The following is a 22264-nucleotide window of genomic DNA, read 5'->3' as shown; positions in this document are numbered from 1 at the left end:
TTAAGGTGAGGGGGAGGATTATTCAGGCTGCAGCTTAGACGGCGGTGCAGAGTGGTAGTGCGCATCTGCTTCGGCAAAACGTTTCTGCATGGAGGCAGACGGTGCTTTACCCAGCAGGCTGAAGACCACGATACCGATACTGCCGAAGATGAAGCCTGGAATGATTTCGTACAGCCCCAGCCATGCGAACTGTTTCCAGACGATAACGGTGACCGCACCGATAATCATCCCCGCCAGCGCGCCGTTACGGGTCATGCGTGACCACATAACGGAGAACAGCACCACCGGACCAAACGCCGCACCGAAGCCTGCCCACGCGTAGCTCACGAGGCCCAGCACGCGGTTTTCCGGGTTGGCCGCCAGCGCAATCGCCACCAGCGCCACCAGCAGCACCATAAAGCGCCCTACCCACACCAGCTCTTTCTGGCTCGCGCCCTTACGCAGGAAGGCTTTGTAGAGGTCTTCGGTGATCGCACTGGAGCAGACCAGCAGCTGACAGCTCAGGGTGGACATCACCGCCGCGAGAATGGCGGAGAGCAGAATACCGGCAATCCACGGGTTAAACAGAATCTGCGCCAGCTCGATAAACACGCGCTCGGCGTTCTGGTTCACCGCGCCCGCCTGCGCCGGGTTATTGCTGAAGTACGCGATACCGAAGAAGCCTACCGCACACGCCCCGGCCAGGCAGAGGATCATCCACGTCATACTGATACGACGGGCATGGACGATGGTGTGGTGAGAGTCCGCGGCCATAAAGCGCGCCAGAATGTGTGGCTGACCGAAGTAGCCCAGACCCCAGCCCATCAGCGACACGATGGCCACAAAGTTCAGCCCTTTCAGCATATCGACGTTTTCAATGCTCTTCTGCTTGATCACTTCCAGCGATTCACCAAAGCCGCCGACGGTGAAAATCACAATCACCGGGGTCAGGATCAGGGCGAAGATCATCAGGCTCGCCTGCACGGTGTCAGTCCAGCTGACGGCGAGGAAGCCGCCCACGAAGGTGTACAGAATAGTGGCGGCAGCACCGGCCCACAGGGCGGTTTCGTAGCTCATGCCGAAGGTGCTTTCGAACAGGCGTGCACCGGCCACAATGCCGGAGGCACAATAGATGGTAAAGAACAGCAGAATAACGACAGCAGAGATAATGCGCAGGATGCGGCTGTTATCTTCAAAGCGTCCGGTGAAGTAATCCGGCAGCGTCAGGGCGTTATTGTTCGCTTCGGTATGCACGCGCAGACGGCCTGCCACCAGCTTCCAGTTGATCCATGCGCCCACGGTCAGACCGATGGCGATCCAGCTTTCGGAAATACCAGAGATGAAAATCGCCCCCGGCAGACCCATCAGCAGCCAGCCGCTCATGTCCGATGCGCCCGCCGAGAGTGCGGTCACCATCGGGCCTAAACTGCGTCCGCCCAGAATGTAGTCGTCAAAGTTTTTCGTTGAACGCCATGCCAAAAACCCTATCAGGATCATGCCAAAAATATAAACGAGAAATGTCACCAGCATCGGTGTGCTAATTGCCATTCAAATTCTCCAAAAGTGTCGAGCGACAACCGTCCAGGTTGCCTTGTTATATGATCACCGGAACGAGGTGATGGTATCTTGTGTTTCGGTTGGGCGCGCTATCCTGCCGTATGCGCCTCCCGCTGACAAACGATTTAACACTGCATTTACATCAATTTCATCCCCGGTTTGATACGAGTTTCCTATAGGTTGCACTCGCTCACGCTTTTACGGGTTGCACCTTTGAAAAGTGTTAACTCCCGCATAAAACCAGGCTTCCCGTCACTTGTCCGGTGCGTTTTTTCAGCTAACCATTCATTAACAATCCATTCATTTTCTGGGTTGCAGACCAGGTCACATTTAACACGGTTGCACAAAGTTGCAACATGGTGGATATTTCACGCTAACGACCAAACACGATGAAAGAACAACAGGAGCTTTGGCATGGGTATGACCACCATGGGGGTTAAGCTGGATGACGCTACCCGCGAACGGATTAAGACCGCAGCAACCCGCATTGACCGCACGCCGCACTGGTTAATTAAGCAGGCGATTTTTAACTACCTCGAAAGACTCGAGAGCGACGAGGGCCTGCCGGAGCTGCCTGCCCTGCTCGCCGGTGCCGCCAATGAAAGCGAGGAAGCACCGGTCACGGGCGACGAAACTCACCAGCCGTTCCTCGAATTCGCCGAGCAGATCCTGCCGCAGTCCGTCAGCCGCGCCGCCATTACCGCCGCATACCGTCGCGCCGAAACCGACGCAGTACCGATGCTGCTGGAGCAGGCCCGTCTGCCGGAGGAGATTGCCGCCCGGGCGCACAGCCTGGCGTATCAACTGGCGGACAAACTGCGTAACCAGAAGACCGCCACCGGCCGCGCCGGGATGGTACAGGGTCTGCTGCAGGAGTTCTCCCTCTCTTCACAGGAAGGTGTGGCGCTGATGTGTCTGGCGGAAGCGCTGCTGCGTATTCCGGATAAAGCCACCCGCGACGCGCTGATCCGCGACAAGATCAGCAACGGTAACTGGCATTCGCACATTGGCCGCAGCCCGTCGCTGTTCGTTAACGCCGCGACCTGGGGCCTGCTGTTTACCGGTAAACTGGTCTCGACCCATAACGAAGCCAACCTCTCCCGCTCCCTGAACCGCATTATCGGTAAGAGCGGCGAGCCGCTGATCCGCAAAGGCGTGGACATGGCGATGCGCCTGATGGGCGAGCAGTTTGTGACCGGGGAAACCATTGCCGAAGCGCTGGCGAATGCCCGCAAACTGGAAGATAAAGGTTTCCGTTACTCCTATGACATGCTGGGCGAAGCCGCCCTGACCGCCGCCGACGCGCAGGCCTACATGGTTTCGTATCAGCAGGCAATCCACGCCATCGGCAAGGCCTCTAACGGCCGCGGTATTTATGAAGGCCCGGGCATCTCAATTAAGCTCTCCGCCCTGCACCCGCGTTACAGCCGCGCGCAGTACGACCGGGTAATGGAAGAGCTCTATCCGCGCCTGAAGTCCCTGACCCTGCTGGCGCGCCAGTATGATATCGGGATCAACATCGACGCCGAAGAGGCCGACCGTCTGGAGATCTCCCTCGATCTGCTGGAAAAACTGTGCTTCGAGCCGGAGCTGGCGGGCTGGAACGGCATTGGTTTCGTTATCCAGGCCTACCAGAAGCGCTGCCCGTTCGTCATTGATTACCTGATTGACCTCGCCAGCCGCAGCCGTCGCCGCCTGATGATCCGTCTGGTGAAAGGCGCCTACTGGGACAGCGAAATCAAACGCGCCCAAATGGAAGGGCTGGAAGGCTATCCGGTGTATACCCGCAAGGTTTACACCGATGTCTCTTACCTCGCCTGTGCGAAAAAACTGCTTGGCGTGCCGAACCTGATCTATCCCCAGTTCGCCACCCACAACGCCCACACCCTGGCGGCGATTTACAGCCTGGCCGGGCAGAACTACTATCCGGGCCAGTACGAGTTCCAGTGCCTGCACGGCATGGGTGAACCGCTGTACGAACAGGTGACCGGGAAAGTGGCGGACGGCAAGCTCAACCGCCCATGCCGTATTTACGCCCCGGTGGGCACCCACGAAACCCTGCTGGCGTACCTGGTGCGTCGTCTGCTGGAAAACGGTGCGAACACCTCCTTCGTTAACCGCATCGCCGACACCACGCTGCCGCTGGACGAGCTGGTGGCCGATCCGGTACTGGCCGTTGAGAAGATGGCGGCTCAGGAAGGTCAGATTGGCCTGCCGCATCCGAAGATTGCCCTGCCGCGCGAGCTGTACGGCAAAGGCCGCGTTAACTCGGCGGGTCTGGATCTTGCCAACGAACACCGTCTGGCCTCCCTCTCCTCTGCCCTGCTCAACAGCGCGCTGCAGAAATGGCAGGCCAAACCGATGCTGGAGCAGCCGGTTGTTGACGGTGAAATGCAGCCGGTGATTAACCCGGCGGAGCCAAAAGATATCGTCGGCTACGTGCGTGAAGCCACCGACGCGGAAGTAGAGCAGGCGCTGCAGAGCGCGGTGAACAACGCCCCTATCTGGTTCGCCACCCCACCGCAGGAGCGCGCCGCCATTCTGGAACGCGCGGCGGTGCTGATGGAAGATCAGATGCAACAGCTTATCGGCATTCTGGTGCGCGAAGCGGGGAAAACCTTCAGCAACGCCATTGCCGAAGTGCGCGAGGCGGTCGACTTCCTGCATTATTACGCAGGCCAGGTGCGCGATGATTTCGATAACGAAACCCACCGTCCGCTGGGTCCGGTCGTCTGCATCAGCCCGTGGAACTTCCCGCTGGCAATCTTCACCGGCCAGATTGCCGCCGCCCTGGCCGCAGGCAACAGCGTGCTGGCCAAACCGGCAGAGCAAACCCCGCTGATTGCCGCGCAGGGTATCAACATCCTGCTGGAAGCCGGCGTGCCTGCGGGCGTGGTTCAGCTGCTGCCAGGACGTGGTGAAACGGTAGGCGCCAGACTGACCGCCGATAACCGCGTGCGCGGCGTGATGTTCACCGGTTCAACCGAAGTGGCCTCCCTGCTGCAGCGCAATATTGCCACCCGTCTGGATGCGCAGGGTCGTCCGACTCCGCTCATCGCCGAAACCGGCGGGATGAACGCCATGATCGTCGACTCCTCCGCGCTCACCGAGCAGGTGGTGGTTGACGTGCTGGCCTCCGCCTTTGACAGCGCCGGTCAGCGATGCTCCGCCCTGCGCGTGCTGTGCCTGCAGGATGACGTGGCCGACCACACGCTGAAGATGCTGCGCGGCGCGATGGCCGAATGCCGCATGGGCAACCCGGGCCGTCTCACCACCGACATCGGACCGGTGATCGACGCGGAAGCGAAAGCCAATATCGAAAACCATATTCAGGCGATGCGCGCGAAAGGTCGTCCGGTGTTCCAGGCGGTGCGTGAAACCAGTGAAGATGCCCGCGAATGGCGTACCGGCACCTTTGTGCCGCCAACGCTGATTGAGCTCGCAAGCTTCGACGAGCTGAAAAAAGAGGTCTTCGGTCCGGTACTGCACGTAGTGCGCTACAATCGCAATAACCTCAACGCGCTGATTGAGCAGATCAACGCCTCCGGCTATGGCCTGACGCTCGGGGTGCATACCCGTATCGACGAGACCATCGCGCAGGTCACCGGTAACGCCAAAGTGGGTAACCTGTACGTTAACCGCAACATGGTCGGCGCGGTCGTGGGCGTGCAGCCGTTCGGCGGCGAAGGCCTCTCCGGCACCGGTCCGAAAGCGGGCGGCCCGCTCTACCTGTACCGTCTGCTGGCGAACCGTCCGGAGAACGCGCTGGGCGTAACGCTGGCGCGTCAGGACGCGGACTATCCGGTAGACGCGCAGCTGAAAACCGTGCTGACGCAGCCGCTGGAAGCCCTCATCACATGGGCGGAAAAACGTCCTGAACTGCGTGCCCTCGCGCAGCAGTACGGCGAGCTGGCGCAGGCCGGTACGCAGCGTCTGCTGCCAGGGCCAACCGGCGAGCGCAACACCTGGACGCTGATGCCGCGCGAGCGCGTGCTGTGCGTGGCGGATAACGAGCAGGATGCGCTGGTGCAGTTGGCCGCAGCGATGGCAACCGGTTGTGAAGTGCTGTGGCCGGAAGATGCGTTGCACCGCGACCTGGCAAAACAGCTGCCGAAAGCGGTCTCGTCGCGCATTCACTTCGCGAAGGCCGATGCGCTGCTGACGCAGCCGTTTGACGCAGTGATTTATCACGGTGATTCTGACCAGCTGCGCGAACTGTGCGAACAGGTGGCGGCCCGCAGCGGGGCGATTGTTTCGGTGCAGGGCTTCGCGCGCGGGGAAACCAACCTGCTGCTGGAGCGTCTGTACGTGGAACGTTCGCTTAGCGTCAATACCGCGGCGGCAGGCGGTAACGCCAGCCTGATGACAATCGGCTAACGCTGTGCTAATAAGGCTCCGGAGACGGAGCCTTATTTAATTGGGGAGTGTATGAAACGATTTCTTATCGCAGGTGCAGCACTGCTGCTGAGCGCCAGCGTGCTGGCCGACGAGTGCGACAAAGCGACTACCCAGCTTGAGCTGAATACCTGTAGCGCGCAGCAGTACCAGGCTGCCGATAAAAAGCTCAACCAGACGTATCAGGCGGCCATCAAGCGCGCGGCAGCCCCTCAGCGCGAGCTGCTAAAAAAAGCGCAGCAGGCGTGGATTACCCTGCGTGATGCGGACTGTGCGTTTATCGGTTCGGGTACGGAAGGCGGCAGCATTCAGCCGATGATTGTTAATCAGTGCCTGGCGGAGAAAACCGCGGAGCGTGAAGCGTTTCTGGCCTCGCTGATGCAGTGTGAAGAGGGTGACTTAAGCTGCCCTCTCCCGCCGGGAAACTAACGCACGCGGATCCCTTCGATAATCATCCGCTGCACATTTTCCAGGGTGCTGTGGAAAAACGCTTCATCCTGAAGCGTTTTTCCGGTCACCGCCTCAACCTGGGCCGCAAAGTCAGCGTAATGCTGGGTGGAAGCCCAAATCATAAAGATCAGATGATGCGGGTCGACGGGCGCCAGCTTTCCGCTGGCCACCCATCCGGCAATAATGGCCGACTTGTCGTCCACCAGCTGTTTTAAATCCCCCGTCAGCTCCGCCTGCAGCAGCGGCGCGCCCTGCAGCATCTCCAGACAGAACAGCCTTGAGGCCTGCGGGTAATCGCGCGAGACCTCGAGCTTCAGGCGAATGTACTCTTTGATTGCCACCAGCGGGGCCAGCTCTTCACGAAACGCTTTCAGTGGCGCCAGCCAGATGTCGAGGATCTGCTGCATCACCGCGACATACAGCGCCTCTTTCGACGGGTAATAGTAGAGCAGATTGGTTTTGGACACCCCGGCCTGCTCCGCTACCTGCTCCAGGCGCGTGCCGTGAATACCAAACTGTGAAAAAGTCTCCAGCGCCGCGCTGAGGATCGCCTGCTTCTTGGCACTCACGGCCTGCGAACGTTTACCTGGTGTTTTCACTGCGCCTTGTGTCATTCCCGCTCTCCTTATTGGTTTGCCATAGCATAGCAAAAGCCCTGCTTTCTCTCGACATCCTGGGGTACAGAGTCTGTGCAAAATCGACAAGGAAAAGCTGTTGTGGGAGGCCAATGCGAATGTGACTAACCGTTCTTTATAGCGGGTTCCTCGGCCCTTTAGACGGTCCGCTTTGTGCCAGGAGCGGACGTTGCTAACATCAATTCAGAAGTTCACCATAGAAGAAGTTGTGAATAATTTGATTGGCTTATAGTGGTAAACCACGCCAACATATCATCATGGAGGCTGTTTAATGAGTTGCGATCGGTGCCTGGATTTATGTGTTAAATACGTTATCCGCCAACCTGAACAATTACGTAAAGCAATCCGTATTGCAAAGAATGCGCTCAGCGAAGGGGTTCTGGCCGAAATTGATGCAACGGATGACTGGAATCAATACAGCTTTCAAGAGTGTGCTGAAAAGATGATATGGGGCGATATCGTCGATTACCATTTTGTTTGTAGGCACTGTGGAACTAAGTTTGTATTAGGTGCTGAAACTTACCATGGCAGCGGTGGGTATTGGTCGCCCGAGAATGAAAAACCATCGGAAATAATTGACTAACTTCCGCTCCTCGCTCAAAGCAGACCTTCAGTGTCACGTGCTTGTCTGCTGTGTGCCAAAAGCGGAAGTAAGTAGAAAGCTCTTTATGTTGCTGATATGATAATAAAATGTATAAAAGAGGTGACACATGGATACTGACAAGTTAGTTACGCTGTTTCGATACAAGCGCTGGATAGATATTGAAACACTGCAAGCGATTAAAAGAATCGATGCGTCTGCAAATGCAGAAAAGCACCACCTGACGCTCAGATTGATGAATCACGTACATGTGGTTGATTTGATCTTCAGAGCTAACGTTACCGGTCAGAAGCATTCCTTCACAGCATTGAACACGCCAGAGACCCCCTCTGCTGATGAGCTTCTGATAACGATGACTGAATGTACAGACTGGTATATTCAACATGTCAATTCCATGTCTTCCACTGATCTTGCTGAAACAATCAAATTCCAGTTTGTTGATGGCGGATATGGTGAGATGAAGGCGGTCGATATGCTCAATCATGTGCTTTTTCACGGGACATATCATCGTGGCGCAGTGGGTTGGCTAATTTCAGAAAGTGGTGTAACCCCGCCCAGGGACGTATTGACCGTTTTTCTAAGAGATCATAACCACGAGTAAACGAGACTGGCAGGGGCATGCAAATTTATAACGCCATTGAGCCCTTACACAAAAATAAGTGCATAAATGAATGGCGTGTTTAGATCCAGGTTGCAACGTCCGCTTCTCGCTCAAAGCAGAAATTCTTTTCCCGGTGGTGCCAGAGGCGGCCCCTAATTTTAAAAAATTAACTTAAGTCTTTATTTCCGACTCACCAGGACGCATCAGCAGCCTTTTTTGCTCATTTTTCTTTACCCTGCACCACATTGCGCATATAACTGTCACCGTCCAGTTCTGCTGGAGTTAATATTATTGGACTGGTAGATTGATGCCGTTACACATAATGGTTAAAAAGGATTTAATTTATGTCAAAAAAAAACAAAAACGTTGGCTGTCGTCCCCTTCGTCCTCATATCTGTTGCAATGACAGGATGTATACAACGCGAGGTTGTCGTTAATCATGTGCAGGATGTCACCTCTGGAGACCGGGCTGAAGTGAGAATTATTGGTTTTACCAGCGATACTATGATGTGGGGGGATTTTGATTGTAATCAGCCATATAAGATGCCTCCAAAAGGATACTACCCTCACGTAAGAACAACTTTCGAAAGTAACCCCGTATATATCGATAAGGGCTTTAAAAAATCTAAATTGCCAGATGGCGTATACCCTCTTGACCGCGCAGAATATTATGTTCGAGCGGGGAAATTATTAGGCGTATGGCCTTCAAACCATCTTAGCGATGGTAGACTTTGTACTAAAGACTTTGTTATCCGGCCTGAAAAAGACAAATTATATGAATTCAGGAACCGGAATGACGATAACATGTGCTATTTTGAATTATATGAGATAAATAAATCAACTGGGGCAGCAACCAGGATGAAAATGACAAGCTATAGAGACATGTGTCCTAAATAATTATCTTAGAAGCGCCCCACTGAATAATGGAAGCTTGATAGTCATTGGTGAGGCGCGTCAGTGTCCTTTTGCACATTTACCCCTGTGTTTCCCAAACGGAAATGCAGCATTTGAAAAGGGTGAAGAAATTTGCGAATGGAGCACCACTATCTGTGTTGTCTGATGATGGGTTGTTCCGCACTAAGATCGTTGTCGCATTACCCTCGCCTCCCCTGCACCGTCATCGCGCACCGTTGCCTGCTTTGCGTGCATTACTTTTGACCATTTAGTCCACTTTATTTGATTTCAATTCACCAACCTCTGATTAACACATTAATAACAAAGCCTTTTTAAAAACTGGCATCCCCTTTGCAGATCCCTTTTCACGAGGCTTAACAGGATATGCAGGATGCAGCGCCACGTCTGACTTTCACCCCACACTGAGATGAAGAGAGGTTCGTGATGAAAATTGGCGTATTTGTACCGATCGGCAACAACGGCTGGCTTATCTCGACCACCGCACCGCAATACATGCCGACCTTCGAACTGAATAAAGCCATCGTGCAAAAAGCGGAGCACTACCATTTCGACTTTGCGCTCTCGATGATCAAGCTGCGCGGCTTTGGTGGCAAAACCGAATTCTGGGATCACAACCTGGAGTCCTTCACCCTGATGGCCGGGCTGGCCGCGGTCACCTCGCGGATTCAGATTTACGCGACCGCCGCCACGCTCACCCTGCCTCCGGCCATCGTGGCGCGCATGGCCTCGACCATCGACTCCATCTCCGGCGGGCGCTTTGGCGTCAACCTGGTCACCGGCTGGCAAAAGCCGGAGTACGAGCAGATGGGGCTGTGGCCGGGTGACGATTACTTTTCTCGTCGCTACGACTACCTCACCGAATACGTGCAGGTGCTGCGCGACCTGTGGGGTACCGGAAAAAGCGACTTCAAAGGGGATTTCTTCACCATGAACGACTGCCGCGTCAGCCCGCAGCCGTCGGTTCCCATGAAGGTGATTTGCGCCGGGCAGAGCGACGCGGGAATGGCATTCTCGGCGAAATATGCCGACTTCAACTTCTGCTTCGGTAAAGGCGTCAACACGCCTGCCGCCTTCGCCCCGACCGCCGCACGGATGAAAGAGGCCGCCGACAAAACCGGGCGCGACGTGGGCTCGTATGTGCTGTTTATGGTGATCGCCGACGAAACCGACGACGCCGCCCGCGCGAAATGGGAGCGCTATAAGGACGGCGCCGACGAGGAGGCCCTGAGCTGGCTCACTGAACAGAGCCAGAAAGATACCCGCTCCGGCGCGGATACCAACGTGCGCCAGATGGCCGACCCGACTTCCGCTGTCAACATCAACATGGGCACGCTGGTCGGCTCGTACGCCAGTGTCGCCAGAATGCTTGACGAAGTGGCGGCCGTTCCCGGCGCGGAAGGCGTCCTGCTCACCTTCGATGATTTCCTTACCGGCGTGGAAACCTTCGGCGAGCGCATCCAGCCGCTGATGCAGTGCCGCGCCCATATCCCTGCCGTTACGAAGGAGGTGGCGTAATGACGACCCTAAACGCACGCCCGGAAGCCATTACCTTTGCGCCTGAGCAGAGCGCGCTGATTGTCGTGGATATGCAAAACGCCTACGCCAGCCCCGGCGGGTATCTGGATCTGGCGGGGTTCGACGTCTCGGCGACGCAACCGGTGATCGAGAATATCAAAACCGCCGTAGCCGCCGCACGCGCCGCCGGTATGCTCATTGTCTGGTTCCAGAACGGCTGGGACGACCAGTACGTTGAGGCCGGCGGCCCAGGTTCACCGAATTTCCACAAATCGAACGCCCTGAAAACCATGCGCAAGCGGCCCGAGCTGCAGGGCAAACTGCTGGCGAAAGGCGGCTGGGATTATCAGCTGGTGGACGAACTGGTCCCGCAGGAGGGCGATATAGTGCTGCCCAAACCGCGCTACAGCGGCTTTTTCAACACCCCGCTCGACAGCCTGCTGCGCAGCCGGGGGATACGCCATCTGGTGTTCACCGGCATCGCCACCAACGTCTGCGTGGAGTCCACCCTGCGCGACGGCTTCTTCCTGGAATATTTCGGCGTGGTGCTGGAAGACGCGACCCATCAGGCCGGGCCGGAATTCGCCCAGAAAGCGGCCCTGTTCAATATCGAAACCTTTTTTGGCTGGGTCAGTAACGTCGCGGAGTTCTGCGACGCCCTGAATCCTCCACTCGCCCGTATCGCCTGAGGAGAAAAACGATGCCGAAATCCGTGATTATTCCGCCGGGCACCAGCACGCCCATCGCCCCGTTTGTGCCCGGCACGCTCGCCGACGGCGTGGTGTACGTCTCCGGCACGCTGCCGTTTGATAAAGACAACAACGTGGTGTTTATCAACGACCCAAAGGCGCAAACCCGCCACGTGCTGGAAACCATCAAAAAAGTGATCGAAACAGCGGGTGGCACGATGGAGGATGTGACCTTCAACAGCATCTTTATCACCGACTGGAAAAACTACGCCGCGATTAACGAAATCTACGCGGAGTTCTTCCCAGGCGATAAACCGGCCCGGTTCTGCATTCAGTGCGGGCTGGTGAAGCCGGAGGCGCTGGTTGAGATCGCCACCGTTGCCCACATCGCGAAGTGAGGCGGCCATGAAACTCTCCGTCTCACCGCCCCCGTATGAGGGGGCACCCGCGGTGGTCCTGATTGCCGGTCTCGGCGGCAGCGGCAGCTACTGGCTGCCCCAGCTCGCCGTGCTGGAGCAGGAGTATCAGGTAGTCTGTTATGACCAGCGCGGAACGGGTAATAACCCCGATACCCTGCCGGAAGGGTACAGCCTTGCGCAGATGGCGGACGAACTGGCCCGGGCGCTGGCGGAGGCCGGGATTGCCCGCTACAGCGTCGTGGGTCATGCGCTGGGGGCGCTGGTCGGCCTCCAGCTGGCGCTGGATCATCCCGACGCCCTCACCGCGCTGGTGTGCGTGAACGGCTGGTTAACCCTTAACGCGCACACCCGCCGCTGCTTTCAGATCCGCGAGCGCCTGCTGCATTCCGGCGGCCCGCAGGCGTGGGTAGAGGCGCAGCCGCTGTTTCTTTACCCGGCAGACTGGATGGCGGCCCGCGCCCCTCGTCTGGAGGCGGAAGAGGCGCTGGCGCTGGCCCATTTCCAGGGAAAAACCAACCTGCTGCACCGGCTCAGCGCCCTGAAGAAAGCCGACTTCAGCCGCCATGCCGCGCGCATCCGCTGCCCGGTACATCTTATCTGCTCCAGCGACGACATGCTGGTGCCTTCTGTCTGCTCCGCTGAACTGCAGGCGGCAATCCCCGGCAGTCAGAAAGTGGTGATGCGTCAGGGTGGACATGCCTGCAACGTCACCGAGCCGGACACCTTTAACACGCTGCTGCTGAACGGGCTTGCCAGCCTGCTGCACAGCCATGAACCCGCGTTATAAGGAGCTGTAATGAGCGAAGCCATTAATCCCACTGCGCTGGAGACGCTGTTTACCGCCGCGCGCACCCATAACGGCTGGCTGGATATGCCGGTCAGCGACCAGGTTTTGCGCGAGATCTACGACCTGATGAAATGGGGCCCTACGTCCGCCAACTGCTCTCCGGCGCGGATAGTCTTTGTGCGAAGCGCAGAGGGAAAAGAGAAGCTGCGCCCGGCGCTCTCCAGCGGCAACCTGGAGAAAACGCTCTCGGCGCCGGTTACGGCCATCGTGGCCTGGGACAGTGAATTCTACGAGCGCCTGCCCGAACTGTTCCCGCACGGTGATGCCAGAAGCTGGTTTACCACCAGCCCCGCCCTTGCGGAAGAGACGGCGTTTCGCAACAGCTCCATGCAGGCCGCTTACCTGATTTTCGCCTGCCGCGCCCTGGGGCTGGATACCGGCCCGATGTCGGGCTTTGACCGACAAAAAGTCGACGACGCCTTTTTCACCGGCACCCCGCTTAAAAGCAACCTGCTGATCAACATTGGCTATGGCGACCCGGGCAAACTTTACGGACGCCTGCCGCGTCTGGACTTCGACGATGCCTGCGGGCTGGCGTAAGGAGCGAACATGACAACACCGGATAAACAGACCTTTCGCGACGCCATGGCCTGCGTTGGCGCGGCGGTCAATATCATCACCACTGACGGCCCGGCGGGGAGAGCAGGCTTCACCGCCAGCGCGGTGTGCAGCGTCACGGATTCACCGCCCACCCTGCTGGTGTGCCTGAACCGCGGCGCGTCCGTCTGGCCCACCTTTAGCGAAAACCGCACCCTGTGCGTGAATACCCTGAGCGCCGGACAGGAGCCGTTATCCAATCTGTTTGGCGGCAAAACGCCGATGGAGCAGCGCTTTGCCGCTGCCCGCTGGCAGAGGGGCGACACGGGCTGCCCGCGGCTGGAGGATGCGCTGGCCTCTTTTGACTGCCGCATCAGCCAGGTGGTGAGCGTCGGCACCCATGACATTCTGTTCTGCGACATCGTTTCGATTATCTGCCACCCGGCGCCGCAAGGGCTGGTGTGGTTTGACCGCGGCTACCACGCGCTGATGCGACCCGCCTGCTGAGGCGCTTTAAGGAGACAGACCATGTTCGGATTTCCCCACTGGCAGTTGAAATCGACCTCCACAGACGCCGGCGTGGTCGCGCCGGATGAACGGCTACCGCTCGGGCAAACCCTGGTGATGGGCGTGCAGCACGCGGTTGCCATGTTTGGCGCCACGGTGCTGATGCCGATGCTGATGGGGCTGGATCCCAACCTCTCTATTCTGATGTCGGGAATCGGTACGCTGCTGTTCTTTTTTGTCACCGGCGGGCGCGTGCCCAGCTATCTGGGTTCCAGCGCCGCCTTTGTGGGGGTGGTCATCGCCACCACCGGGTTTAACGGCCAGGGGATCAACCCTAACCTGAGCGTGGCCCTGGGGGGCATCATCGCCTGTGGTCTGGTGTACACCCTGATTGGTCTGGTGGTGATGAAGATCGGTACGCGCTGGATCGAACGCATGATGCCCCCCGTCGTGACCGGTGCAGTGGTGATGGCGATCGGCCTGAATCTCGCGCCGATTGCGGTCAGGAGCGTCTCCGCCTCGCCGTTTGAAAGCTGGATGGCGGTGATCACCGTGCTGTGTATCGGCCTGGTGGCGGTATTTACCCGCGGTATGGTCCAGCGCCTGCTGATTCTGGTCGGGCTGATTGTGGCCTGTCTTTTCTACGCTCTGCTGGCAAATGTCTTTGGTCTCGGCAAACCTGTCGACTTCACGTTGCTCCATCAGGCCGCCTGGTTCGGTCTGCCGCAAATCACATCGCCAGTCTTCAACAGCCAGGCGATGATGCTTATCGCCCCCGTGGCGGTGATCCTGGTGGCGGAGAACCTGGGTCATCTGAAGGCCGTGGCGGGCATGACCGGACGCAGTATGGATCCGTATATGGGCCGTGCGTTCGTCGGCGACGGGCTGGCAACCATGCTCTCCGGTTCCGTGGGCGGCAGCGGCGTCACCACCTATGCCGAAAATATCGGCGTGATGGCGGTGACCAAAGTCTACTCGACGCTGGTGTTCGTGGCGGCGGCAGTGATGGCGATACTGCTTGGCTTCTCACCGAAATTCGGCGCGCTGATCCACACCATTCCGTCACCGGTTATCGGCGGAGCATCGATTGTGGTCTTCGGGCTGATCGCCGTGGCGGGAGCACGCATCTGGGTGCAGCATCGCGTCGATCTCAGTCAGAACAGCAACCTGATTATGGTGGCCGTCACGCTGGTGCTGGGCGCGGGGGATTTCGCCCTGACGCTGGGCGGTTTCACAATTGGCGGGATTGGTACGGCGACCTTTGGGGCAATCCTGCTTAACGCCCTGCTGAGCCGCCAGAAAGGGGATGAAGCGCAAGCGGAAGCCATCACCCCCTGAACCTGAAATAGCCGGGTGACGCTACGCTTACCCGGCCTACATGCCAATTGTAGGCCCGTGCAAGCGAAGCGCCGCCGGGCAAAACGGGCAGCATGCGCGTTGTTAGCGATCTGCCCCTTGTTCAGTGCCCAACCCGGCAATCAACTTACGTCGTTTTTTTAGCTTTAATTCGCTCACCAGCACCCCGGCGACGATAAACGCCGCGCCCACCAGGGCCAGCAGCGGCAAACGCTCGCCCGCAAGTCGGCCAAAAATCCCTGCCCAGACCGGCTCCCCGGTATAGATCACCGTCGCGCGGGTCGGCGACACGCTGCGCTGCGCCCAGTTCATGGTCACCTGAATAATGGCGCTAAAAATGCCCAGCCCCAGCGCCACCACGACCAGGCCGGTGGACATTGGCGGTACCGACTCCCCTGCTGGCACCATCGTCGCAAATGCCACCAGCGACGCGGTGGCAAGCTGCACTACCGTCACGCGCTTGACGTCGACCTTCCCCGCCCAGGCGCTAATCAGAATAATTTCCGCCGCAATCGCAATCGCCCCGATCAGGGTAATGATCTCCCCCGTCCCCAGCGCCAGCAGGTTGTTTTCCGGCCCGGCGAGCAGAATAAGGCCAATAAACGCCAGCACGATCCCGATGCAGGACATCAGCCCCGGCAGTCGCCCAAGGCACAGCCACTGCAGTAGCGGCACCAGCGGCACATACATGGCGGTAATAAAGGCGGATTTACTGCTGGAGATGGTCTGCAATCCCCACGTCTGCAGGCTGTAGCCCATCGCTATCGCCACCCCAATCGCCACCCCGGCCTTAAGCTCTTTCAGCGTCAGACCCCGCAGCGTGTTTAGCGAGCAGAGCCCCACGGCAATCGCCGCCGTCGCAAAGCGCAGGCCAACAAAAAAGAACGGATCGCTAAGGGTCACCGCGTACTGGACGGCCAGAAACGTCCCGCCCCAGAACATGGTGATGAGAATAAGGATGGCTTCCTGCGGTTTAACAGAAAATTTGAAACGTGAGACAGACATGCGGCACTCGCAATGAAGAACAATTCCCTAGTGTGCGTTGCCTTTGGTTACAGTTCAATGTTGCAGAAATAAAAAAACCGCCGGGAAGCCCCGGCGGCAGGGAGATCAACCCGGCGACTTACTTATTGCCGCCATGGCTGTTTTTACCCCCTTTTTTGCCAGCCTCAGATGCGCGCTGAGGGTCATTTTTAAAATTACCCCCGCTATGCTGGCCACCTTTACGGCCTGCTTCTGATGCTCTTTCACGGTCTTCTGCGAAATTACCTGAACCACCACGATGGTTTGCCATCTCTAACCTCCAGAGTGTGAAACATTAGACATCATATTGCATTCAGTAAAAGAGGATTCTTTCACCTCGCGGCTCAAGGACAACGCCTTTATCTGTGCCGCGTGAAACTAAGCTTAGTGGAATGAGGTTATCCGGCAAGCCGAAGGTAATATCCTGCAACATGATCTCAGTCTTTCGGGTGAGATGACGCGGCGGTAATCCATAAACCTTTCTTATCATTTTAAAAATCGGCAGCGGGAAAGTTGTATCATTTTGCTACAAAGCCATTTTTAGACCCATATTGTTATAAATCAAATAAATGGCGTTCATTTTTGCAGTCTGGCTGTGATGACATATCTTTAAAAGAGCGCAGCGATCCGCTGTCAGAGAAAACAAACGAGGAGTGATGCAAAATGGCAAAAGTTCTGGTGCTCTATTATTCCATGTATGGACACATTGAAACCATGGCTCACGCGGTAGCAGAGGGTGCAAACAAGGTGGACGGCGTTGAGGTTGTGGTGAAACGCGTACCGGAAACCATGCAGGCAGAAGCATTCGCAAAAGCCGGGGGTAAAACACAAAATGCCCCGGTGGCCACCCCGCAGGAACTGGCTGATTACGATGCCATCATCTTTGGCACCCCGACCCGCTTTGGCAATATGTCCGGCCAGATGCGTACCTTCCTCGATCAGACGGGCGGCCTGTGGGCTTCAGGCGCGTTATACGGCAAGCTCGCCAGCGTCTTCAGCTCCACCGGGACCGGCGGCGGCCAGGAACAGACGATTACCTCAACCTGGACTACCCTTGCTCATCACGGGATGGTGATTGTGCCGATCGGCTACGGGGCACAGGAGTTATTTGATATTTCTCAGGTACGTGGCGGTACGCCGTACGGCGCAACCACCATTGCCGGCGGCGATGGCTCCCGACAGCCGAGCAATGAAGAGCTCGCTATCGCCCGTTATCAGGGTGAATACGTCGCGGGTCTCGCCAAAAAACTGAACGGCTAACCCAACAGGAGGACAAGCATGCCAACGCAAGAATCAAAAGCTCACCACGTGGGTGAATGGGCAAGTTTACGCAACACCTCGCCGGAGATCGCCGAAGCCATTTTTGAAGTCGCGAAGTATGACGAAAAACTGGCAGAGCAGATTTGGGAAGAAGGCAACGATGAAGTGCTGGTGCGCGCCTTCAAAAAAACGGACAAAGACTCGCTCTTCTGGGGTGAGCAAACCATCGAACGTAAAAACGTCTGAACGTTTCCCCCCGCCATGCGGGGGGTTATCCTCTATTTTGCCGCGTTGTTCATCACCGCATTGAATTTGTCGACAGGACAGAAGCCGTTCACATCGACCGGACAGCCCTTCAGCTCAAGCGTCACGCGCTGCGCCGGAGATTGCAGCGACAGCACGCTGGCGTTACGCAGTTGCTCCGAGCTCTGATAGACATACTCAATTTTCATCAATTCCTGGTTGCTGTTTTTGTCATGCCAGCGCTGGAAGACAATTTTGCCGCCAATCGGGGTGCGTTCCTGCTGGTCGTGCAGCTGGTACGGTTTGAAATCCAGCGCCGTGAGCAGGGAAGCGATGTTTGAATCATGCCCCACCAGCAGGGTGATTTTCGGCGCTTTCGCCTGTTCGGTGACCAGGGTTTTATCGATGTATTTCACCAGCGGTTTGGCGACGTTTTGCGCCACCTCGGTAGAGGTAAACAGCGAGTCCTGATAACCGTTTTTCAGCTTCGACAGTACGCGCCACTGCTGGTCGGTTTTGATCTCTCCCCAGGCCACCTGGTCTGCCGGGAAACCTTCGTAATACTGCAGCGTAAATGCGTCAACCAGCGAGTTACCCACCTTCAGCGGCCCGGTAACGCCTGGCTCTTTTTCGTAATCAGCGCTGAAGGTATCTTTCGCATCCGCCAGCGAGCAGACCTTTTTCTCTTTGCACGACGGCGACTCGGCGTAGTTCGTCATCTGCTCCAGCAGCTTGTAGCTTTCCGCAAGCTGCATTTTCTGCCGCTCGGCCTCCATCGCCTTCAGCGCTTTGTCGCGGAATTCAGGGGAATTATCGGTAATCACCGGGTTAAAGGTCGGGTCCATGGTGCCCATTTTTTCCTGATGATGAACAGGCACATCACAGCCCGGGAAGGCGCCGGTGATAAAGAACTGCGCGGTGGCGACGGTACGCTGCAGGCTGTTGGCATAGGCATACACCGCATCCGGTGGCGGGCACTCGCCGGACTTGATCATCCCCTGCTGTGCCAGCCACTCGCGCATATAATGACCCATATAGACTTCCAGCACGCCGCCTTTGGTGGTGAGCTGACCACCCGGCACTTCCCACTCAGGCCACTGCTTTGGCGTCGACTGCTCCAGCACGCTGCCGTTGTTGGCAAGCGGAGCGCGCAGGTTATGACGACTCATGATTAAAACTTGCTCCAGCTGATACCCTTCCGGCGTCTCTTGCGCCTGCACGCCAAACGTTGCTGAAATGGAACCGGCGACTGCCAGCGCGAGTAGTGCTTTTCTCATCCCTAATTCCTCACTCGTTTTAAAATGTCGCGTTCAGTGTGACAGAACCGTGACAATTTTCCGGGAAGCATTTCTCAAACTGATGATTAACACGCTTACGGTGAGCGTCGATTAGTTTTATAATAAAACCATACCCCACCGGAGAATGTGCTGTGAAACGTACCCGTCTTGAAGAGAGCCCCTGCCCCGTCGCCCGTTCGCTGGATATCATCGGTGACTGGTGGTCGCTGCTGATTGTTCGCGACGCGCTCCGCGGGGTTACGCGCTTTGGCGAGTTTCAGAAAAGCCTCGGAATTGCGAAAAACATGCTGACCACGCGGCTTAAGCTGCTGGTTGACGAAGGTATCCTTCGGCTTCAGCCCGCCTCCGACGGCAGCGCCTGGCAGGAGTATGTCCTGACCGAGAAGGGACGCGCCCTGCAGACGGTTCTGGTTGCCCTGTCACAGTGGGGCAATGAATATTTATTTGCTGAACACGAATGCGGCACGGTCCTTGTCGATAGCGAAAAGCGCAAACCCCTGCGAAAACTGGCGCTTATCGCCGACGACGGTCGCGAACTGACCCCTGAGCAGATTGTGGCCAAACTCCCCTCCTGATCGCCCCCGCCAGCAAAAGCACAAAATGCCCACCAATTTGGTTGCATTATAAAACCAAATAACAGAGAGTGGATTAAGTTTCATGTTGAAACCAAATAACCCACTTTGCTTTGAGGTAACACACGATGACTACGCCACGCTCTACCGCCCTGGTAACAGGTGCCTCTTCCGGAATTGGTGCTGTCTATGCCGATCGCCTTGCCGCTCGCGGCCTTAATCTGGTGCTGGTCGCCCGGCGTGAGGAACGACTGCAGGCGCTGGCCAGTGAACTGCGCGAACGCTATGACGTTGCGGTCGAGGTTCTGGTGGCCGATCTCACGGAGGAAGCCGGGATCCGCGCCGTGGAAGAGACGCTGCGCAGTAACACCGCCATCGATACGCTGATTAACAACGCGGGCACCGCACAGATGGCCCCGTTCCTCGCGGGTGATGTGGCCCGGCATCAGGCCATTAACACCCTGAACACCACGGCGCTGATGCGCTTAACGTATGCCATTCTGCCGCGCCTGGCAGAGAATAACCGCGGCACGCTTGTCAACATCGCGTCCGTGCTGGCTCTGCACGTGCGGGCGGGCAGCGCGCTCTACAGCGCCACCAAGGCGTGGGTGCTCAGCTTTACCCGCGGGCTGCAGGAAGAGTTTGCCGAGAGCAACCTGCGCATTCAGGCGGTGTTGCCTGCCGCCACGGCGACGGAGATCTGGAGCCATTCCGGCGTCACGGTTAACGATCTGCCGGAAGGGTCAGTAATGACCACGGAAGATATGGTGGATGCGTCACTGGCGGGTCTGGATCAGGGTGAACTGATCACTATCCCACCGATGCATGACGCTGGCCTGTGGGATCGCTACGAAACGGCGCGTCTGGAATTGTTTAACAGCGCGCGCACCGGTATTCCGGCCCCGCGCTACGTAAAACAGTAGCCTAACGCTCCAGCTGGTCGCCGTACTCAGTCATCCAGGCGGCCAGCGGCGAGAGTGCATTTTGCAGAGTGAGCCCGAGCGCGGTAATTTGGTACTCCACCCGCGGCGGGATCTCAGGGTAGACCGTACGCGTCACCAGCCCGCGCTGCTCGAACAGGCGAAGCTGCTTCGTCAGTTCTTTTTGCGTAATCGGGGCAGCCGCCCGCAGCAGATCGCCAAAGCGAACGGGCGTATTGAACACAATCAGGCGATAGAGAATGGGGATCGCCCATTTACCGGAAATCAGGTTGACAAACTGCGTCATCGGGCAGGTATACACCTCAGATTTTTTTTCGCAGCACACGTCCAGACTTTCTGCCATTGCACACCTCTTGCCTCGTTAGTATCCATTTGGTACCTGGTTTCCTTTCGATACTAACGTTTCTATAGTGTTTTCTCCAGAGACATTTCAGGAGAAGAATATGGGTCGTTTAACCGATAAGTACACGCTGATTACCGGCGGCACCAGCGGCATCGGTCTTGCTACCGCGCAGGCGTTTATCGCCGAAGGCGCACACGTCGCCGTTACCGGACGCAATCCCGACACGCTCGCCGAAGCAGAGCGTATTCTGGGCGAAAACGCCTGGGTGATCCCGACCGATGCGGGAGATATTGCTTCGCAAAAAGCGCTGGCGGAGACCCTTGCCGCCCGCTGGCCACGCCTGGACGCGGTATTTCTCAACGCCGGTGATGTGACGCACGCGCCGCTGGAAGCGTGGCAGGAAGAAGCCTGGGATCGTCTGATGGGCATCAACCTGAAGGGACCGTTCTTTTTAATTCAGGCACTGCTGCCGCTGCTGAATAATCCCTCCTCCGTGATCCTGTGCGGCTCCGTAAGCGCGCGCATCGGCCTGCCCACCAGCAGCGTGTATGCCGCGAGCAAGGCTGCCCTGCTGTCGCTGGCGCGCACGTTGTCGGCGGAACTGCTGCCGCGCGGGATCCGCGTCAACGGCCTGAGCCCAGGTCCGGTGGAAACCCCGGCCTTTAACAAAACAGGCTTAAGCGAAGAAGCGCTTAACGCGATGATGGCGGAGATCATCAAGCTGGTGCCGCTGGGCAGAATGGGCTCCACGACGGAGCTGGCAAAAGCCGCGCTCTATCTGGCCTCCGACGAGTCCAGCTATACGGTAGGCACGGAGCTGCTGGTCGACGGCGGGATGGGAAGTTTGTAACTCAGAAGGCGCTGATGCCGGTGACAATGCCGACATACAGCGCCGCCCAGACGGCGGCAGAGAGCAGGCTCACCGCGTAAACCTTGACCACGTTAAGCCTGAGCATGCCTGCCGCCAGCGGTACGATATAGCGCAGCACCGCCAGGAAGCGCGCGCTGAACAGTACCAGCACGCCGTTTTTCTGCAGCTGATGTTGCACCCGCAAAAATTGACCGGGGTGTTTTGCGGTGAGGCGGGTTATCCATCGCGAGTGCCCCATCAGCTGGCCGATATGGAAGTTCAGCGCTGAACCCACCGTTGCCCCCATCACCACGGCCAGCCATGCCAGTGCCGGATGCATGCTCGCCTGACTTACGGTAATGCCGGTCAACAGCATCACCGAGGCAGGTGGCAGCACAGAGGAGATCAGCACCGTTGATTTACTCAGCGCCATCATAAATAACAGCGCGAAAAGATGTGCCGGATAGAGCGCAAAGTGATTCAGCAAAGTATCAAGCCACGTCATTTACTCTCCCCCGATGTAAATATCATTCTTCATTTAAAATGAATTCACTTAAATAAACCCTCAACGTCTTATTAATAAGATTCTTCTAAACCGTTCTTAAACATTTTTTAAATTCCTGAGCGGCAAAATTAATTAAGCGTATTATCCCTCTCGTTTTATACCCTAAATAATTCGAGTTGCAGGAAGGCGGCAAGGGAACGAATCCCCGGGAGCGTACACAAGTACG

Annotated in this window: 24 protein-coding genes; 17 read left to right on the top strand and 7 right to left on the bottom strand. The window is 57.3% G+C overall.

What is annotated here, in order from left to right; all coding sequences use genetic code 11:
- Positions 1–18: 18 nt before the first annotated feature.
- The gene (putP, locus tag LDK53_RS18375; RefSeq protein ID WP_045284624.1) at positions 19–1527 is read right to left on the bottom strand and encodes a sodium/proline symporter PutP; all 1509 of its coding nucleotides are present in this window, start codon (positions 1525–1527) and stop codon (positions 19–21) included.
- A gap of 423 nt (positions 1528–1950) precedes the next feature.
- On the opposite strand from putP, the gene putA reads away from it, so the two are divergent.
- Together putA and LDK53_RS18365 are read left to right on the top strand one after the other, a co-directional pair.
- On the top strand, positions 1951–5913 hold the full coding sequence (gene putA, locus LDK53_RS18370; protein ID WP_208283948.1) for a trifunctional transcriptional regulator/proline dehydrogenase/L-glutamate gamma-semialdehyde dehydrogenase: 3963 nt from the start codon (positions 1951–1953) through the stop codon (positions 5911–5913).
- Between the two features lie 51 nt (positions 5914–5964).
- The gene (locus LDK53_RS18365) at positions 5965–6360 is read left to right on the top strand and encodes a lysozyme inhibitor LprI family protein (protein ID WP_225287775.1); all 396 of its coding nucleotides are present in this window, start codon (positions 5965–5967) and stop codon (positions 6358–6360) included.
- On the opposite strand, the gene rutR is transcribed toward LDK53_RS18365, so the two are convergent.
- Complete coding sequence (gene rutR, locus LDK53_RS18360; RefSeq protein WP_025755874.1) at positions 6357–6995, bottom strand: HTH-type transcriptional regulator RutR; 639 nt, start codon at positions 6993–6995, stop codon at positions 6357–6359. The two genes, LDK53_RS18365 and rutR, sit on opposite strands and share 4 nt — an antisense overlap.
- Positions 6996–7287: 292 nt before the next feature.
- Here rutR and LDK53_RS18355 point away from each other — a divergent pair, with 292 nt between their 5' ends.
- From LDK53_RS18355 to rutG, 10 genes are all read left to right on the top strand, one after another.
- Positions 7288–7599: a hypothetical protein gene (locus LDK53_RS18355; RefSeq protein ID WP_059385304.1), complete on the top strand. Its 312-nt coding sequence runs from the start codon at positions 7288–7290 to the stop codon at positions 7597–7599.
- Between the two features lie 127 nt (positions 7600–7726).
- Complete coding sequence (locus LDK53_RS18350; protein ID WP_225287774.1) at positions 7727–8218, top strand: DinB family protein; 492 nt, start codon at positions 7727–7729, stop codon at positions 8216–8218.
- Positions 8219–8659: 441 nt separating this feature from the next.
- Complete coding sequence (locus LDK53_RS18345; protein ID WP_225287773.1) at positions 8660–9115, top strand: hypothetical protein; 456 nt, start codon at positions 8660–8662, stop codon at positions 9113–9115.
- 441 nt (positions 9116–9556) lie between these two features.
- Entirely contained in the window at positions 9557–10648 is a 1092-nt protein-coding gene (rutA, locus tag LDK53_RS18340) for a pyrimidine utilization protein A (RefSeq protein ID WP_025755879.1), read from the top strand.
- Positions 10648–11337 carry a pyrimidine utilization protein B gene (gene rutB, locus LDK53_RS18335; RefSeq protein WP_045284630.1) on the top strand — a complete coding sequence of 230 codons (690 nt, stop codon included), beginning with the start codon at positions 10648–10650 and terminating at the stop codon, positions 11335–11337. Before rutA ends, rutB begins: the two co-directional genes overlap by 1 nt.
- Before the next feature lie 11 nt (positions 11338–11348).
- Positions 11349–11735: a pyrimidine utilization protein C gene (gene rutC / locus LDK53_RS18330; protein WP_025755881.1), complete on the top strand. Its 387-nt coding sequence runs from the start codon at positions 11349–11351 to the stop codon at positions 11733–11735.
- A 7-nt stretch (positions 11736–11742) separates the two neighbouring features.
- Positions 11743–12543, top strand: a complete 801-nt coding sequence (rutD, locus tag LDK53_RS18325) for a pyrimidine utilization protein D (RefSeq protein ID WP_045284631.1) — start codon at positions 11743–11745, stop codon at positions 12541–12543.
- A gap of 9 nt (positions 12544–12552) precedes the next feature.
- On the top strand, positions 12553–13143 hold the full coding sequence (locus tag LDK53_RS18320; RefSeq protein ID WP_225287772.1) for a malonic semialdehyde reductase: 591 nt from the start codon (positions 12553–12555) through the stop codon (positions 13141–13143).
- Between the two features lie 9 nt (positions 13144–13152).
- Positions 13153–13647, top strand: coding sequence for an NADH-dependent FMN reductase RutF (gene rutF, locus LDK53_RS18315; RefSeq protein ID WP_225287771.1), 495 nt, complete (start codon positions 13153–13155; stop codon positions 13645–13647).
- Between the two features lie 21 nt (positions 13648–13668).
- Positions 13669–14985: a pyrimidine utilization transport protein G gene (rutG, locus tag LDK53_RS18310; protein WP_225287770.1), complete on the top strand. Its 1317-nt coding sequence runs from the start codon at positions 13669–13671 to the stop codon at positions 14983–14985.
- Between the two features lie 102 nt (positions 14986–15087).
- Here rutG and LDK53_RS18305 read toward each other — a convergent pair whose 3' ends face one another.
- A complete protein-coding gene (locus LDK53_RS18305) occupies positions 15088–16008 on the bottom strand; it encodes a DMT family transporter (RefSeq protein ID WP_225287769.1) in 921 nt (306 codons plus the stop codon).
- A gap of 118 nt (positions 16009–16126) precedes the next feature.
- Positions 16127–16297, bottom strand: coding sequence for a general stress protein (locus tag LDK53_RS18300; protein WP_013097201.1), 171 nt, complete (start codon positions 16295–16297; stop codon positions 16127–16129).
- 392 nt (positions 16298–16689) lie between these two features.
- On the opposite strand from LDK53_RS18300, the gene wrbA reads away from it, so the two are divergent.
- Positions 16690–17286 (top strand): NAD(P)H:quinone oxidoreductase, encoded by a 597-nt coding sequence (gene wrbA / locus LDK53_RS18295; RefSeq protein ID WP_025755888.1) that lies wholly within the window; start codon positions 16690–16692, stop codon positions 17284–17286.
- Positions 17287–17304: 18 nt separating this feature from the next.
- Complete coding sequence (locus tag LDK53_RS18290) at positions 17305–17532, top strand: YccJ family protein (RefSeq protein ID WP_155022706.1); 228 nt, start codon at positions 17305–17307, stop codon at positions 17530–17532.
- Positions 17533–17564: 32 nt separating this feature from the next.
- On the opposite strand, the gene agp is transcribed toward LDK53_RS18290, so the two are convergent.
- Positions 17565–18806, bottom strand: a complete 1242-nt coding sequence (gene agp, locus LDK53_RS18285) for a bifunctional glucose-1-phosphatase/inositol phosphatase (RefSeq protein ID WP_225287768.1) — start codon at positions 18804–18806, stop codon at positions 17565–17567.
- Between the two features lie 152 nt (positions 18807–18958).
- Between agp and LDK53_RS18280 the strand changes: the two genes are divergently transcribed.
- On the top strand, positions 18959–19402 hold the full coding sequence (locus tag LDK53_RS18280) for a winged helix-turn-helix transcriptional regulator (RefSeq protein ID WP_047958235.1): 444 nt from the start codon (positions 18959–18961) through the stop codon (positions 19400–19402).
- Between the two features lie 125 nt (positions 19403–19527).
- Positions 19528–20322: an SDR family NAD(P)-dependent oxidoreductase gene (locus LDK53_RS18275; RefSeq protein ID WP_225287767.1), complete on the top strand. Its 795-nt coding sequence runs from the start codon at positions 19528–19530 to the stop codon at positions 20320–20322.
- 1 nt (position 20323) lies between these two features.
- Here LDK53_RS18275 and LDK53_RS18270 read toward each other — a convergent pair whose 3' ends face one another.
- Entirely contained in the window at positions 20324–20683 is a 360-nt protein-coding gene (locus LDK53_RS18270) for a winged helix-turn-helix transcriptional regulator (RefSeq protein WP_047958233.1), read from the bottom strand.
- A 100-nt stretch (positions 20684–20783) separates the two neighbouring features.
- Here LDK53_RS18270 and LDK53_RS18265 point away from each other — a divergent pair, with 100 nt between their 5' ends.
- A complete protein-coding gene (locus tag LDK53_RS18265; RefSeq protein ID WP_025755893.1) occupies positions 20784–21533 on the top strand; it encodes an SDR family oxidoreductase in 750 nt (249 codons plus the stop codon).
- 1 nt (position 21534) lies between these two features.
- Here LDK53_RS18265 and LDK53_RS18260 read toward each other — a convergent pair whose 3' ends face one another.
- Complete coding sequence (locus LDK53_RS18260) at positions 21535–22038, bottom strand: DedA family protein (protein ID WP_225287766.1); 504 nt, start codon at positions 22036–22038, stop codon at positions 21535–21537.
- Between the last annotated feature and the right edge of the window lie 226 nt (positions 22039–22264).

The organism is Enterobacter sp. K16B (genome assembly GCF_020216105.1).
Lineage (GTDB): Bacteria > Pseudomonadota > Gammaproteobacteria > Enterobacterales > Enterobacteriaceae > Enterobacter > Enterobacter sichuanensis.
This window is presented reverse-complemented; position numbering and strand designations above follow the sequence as displayed.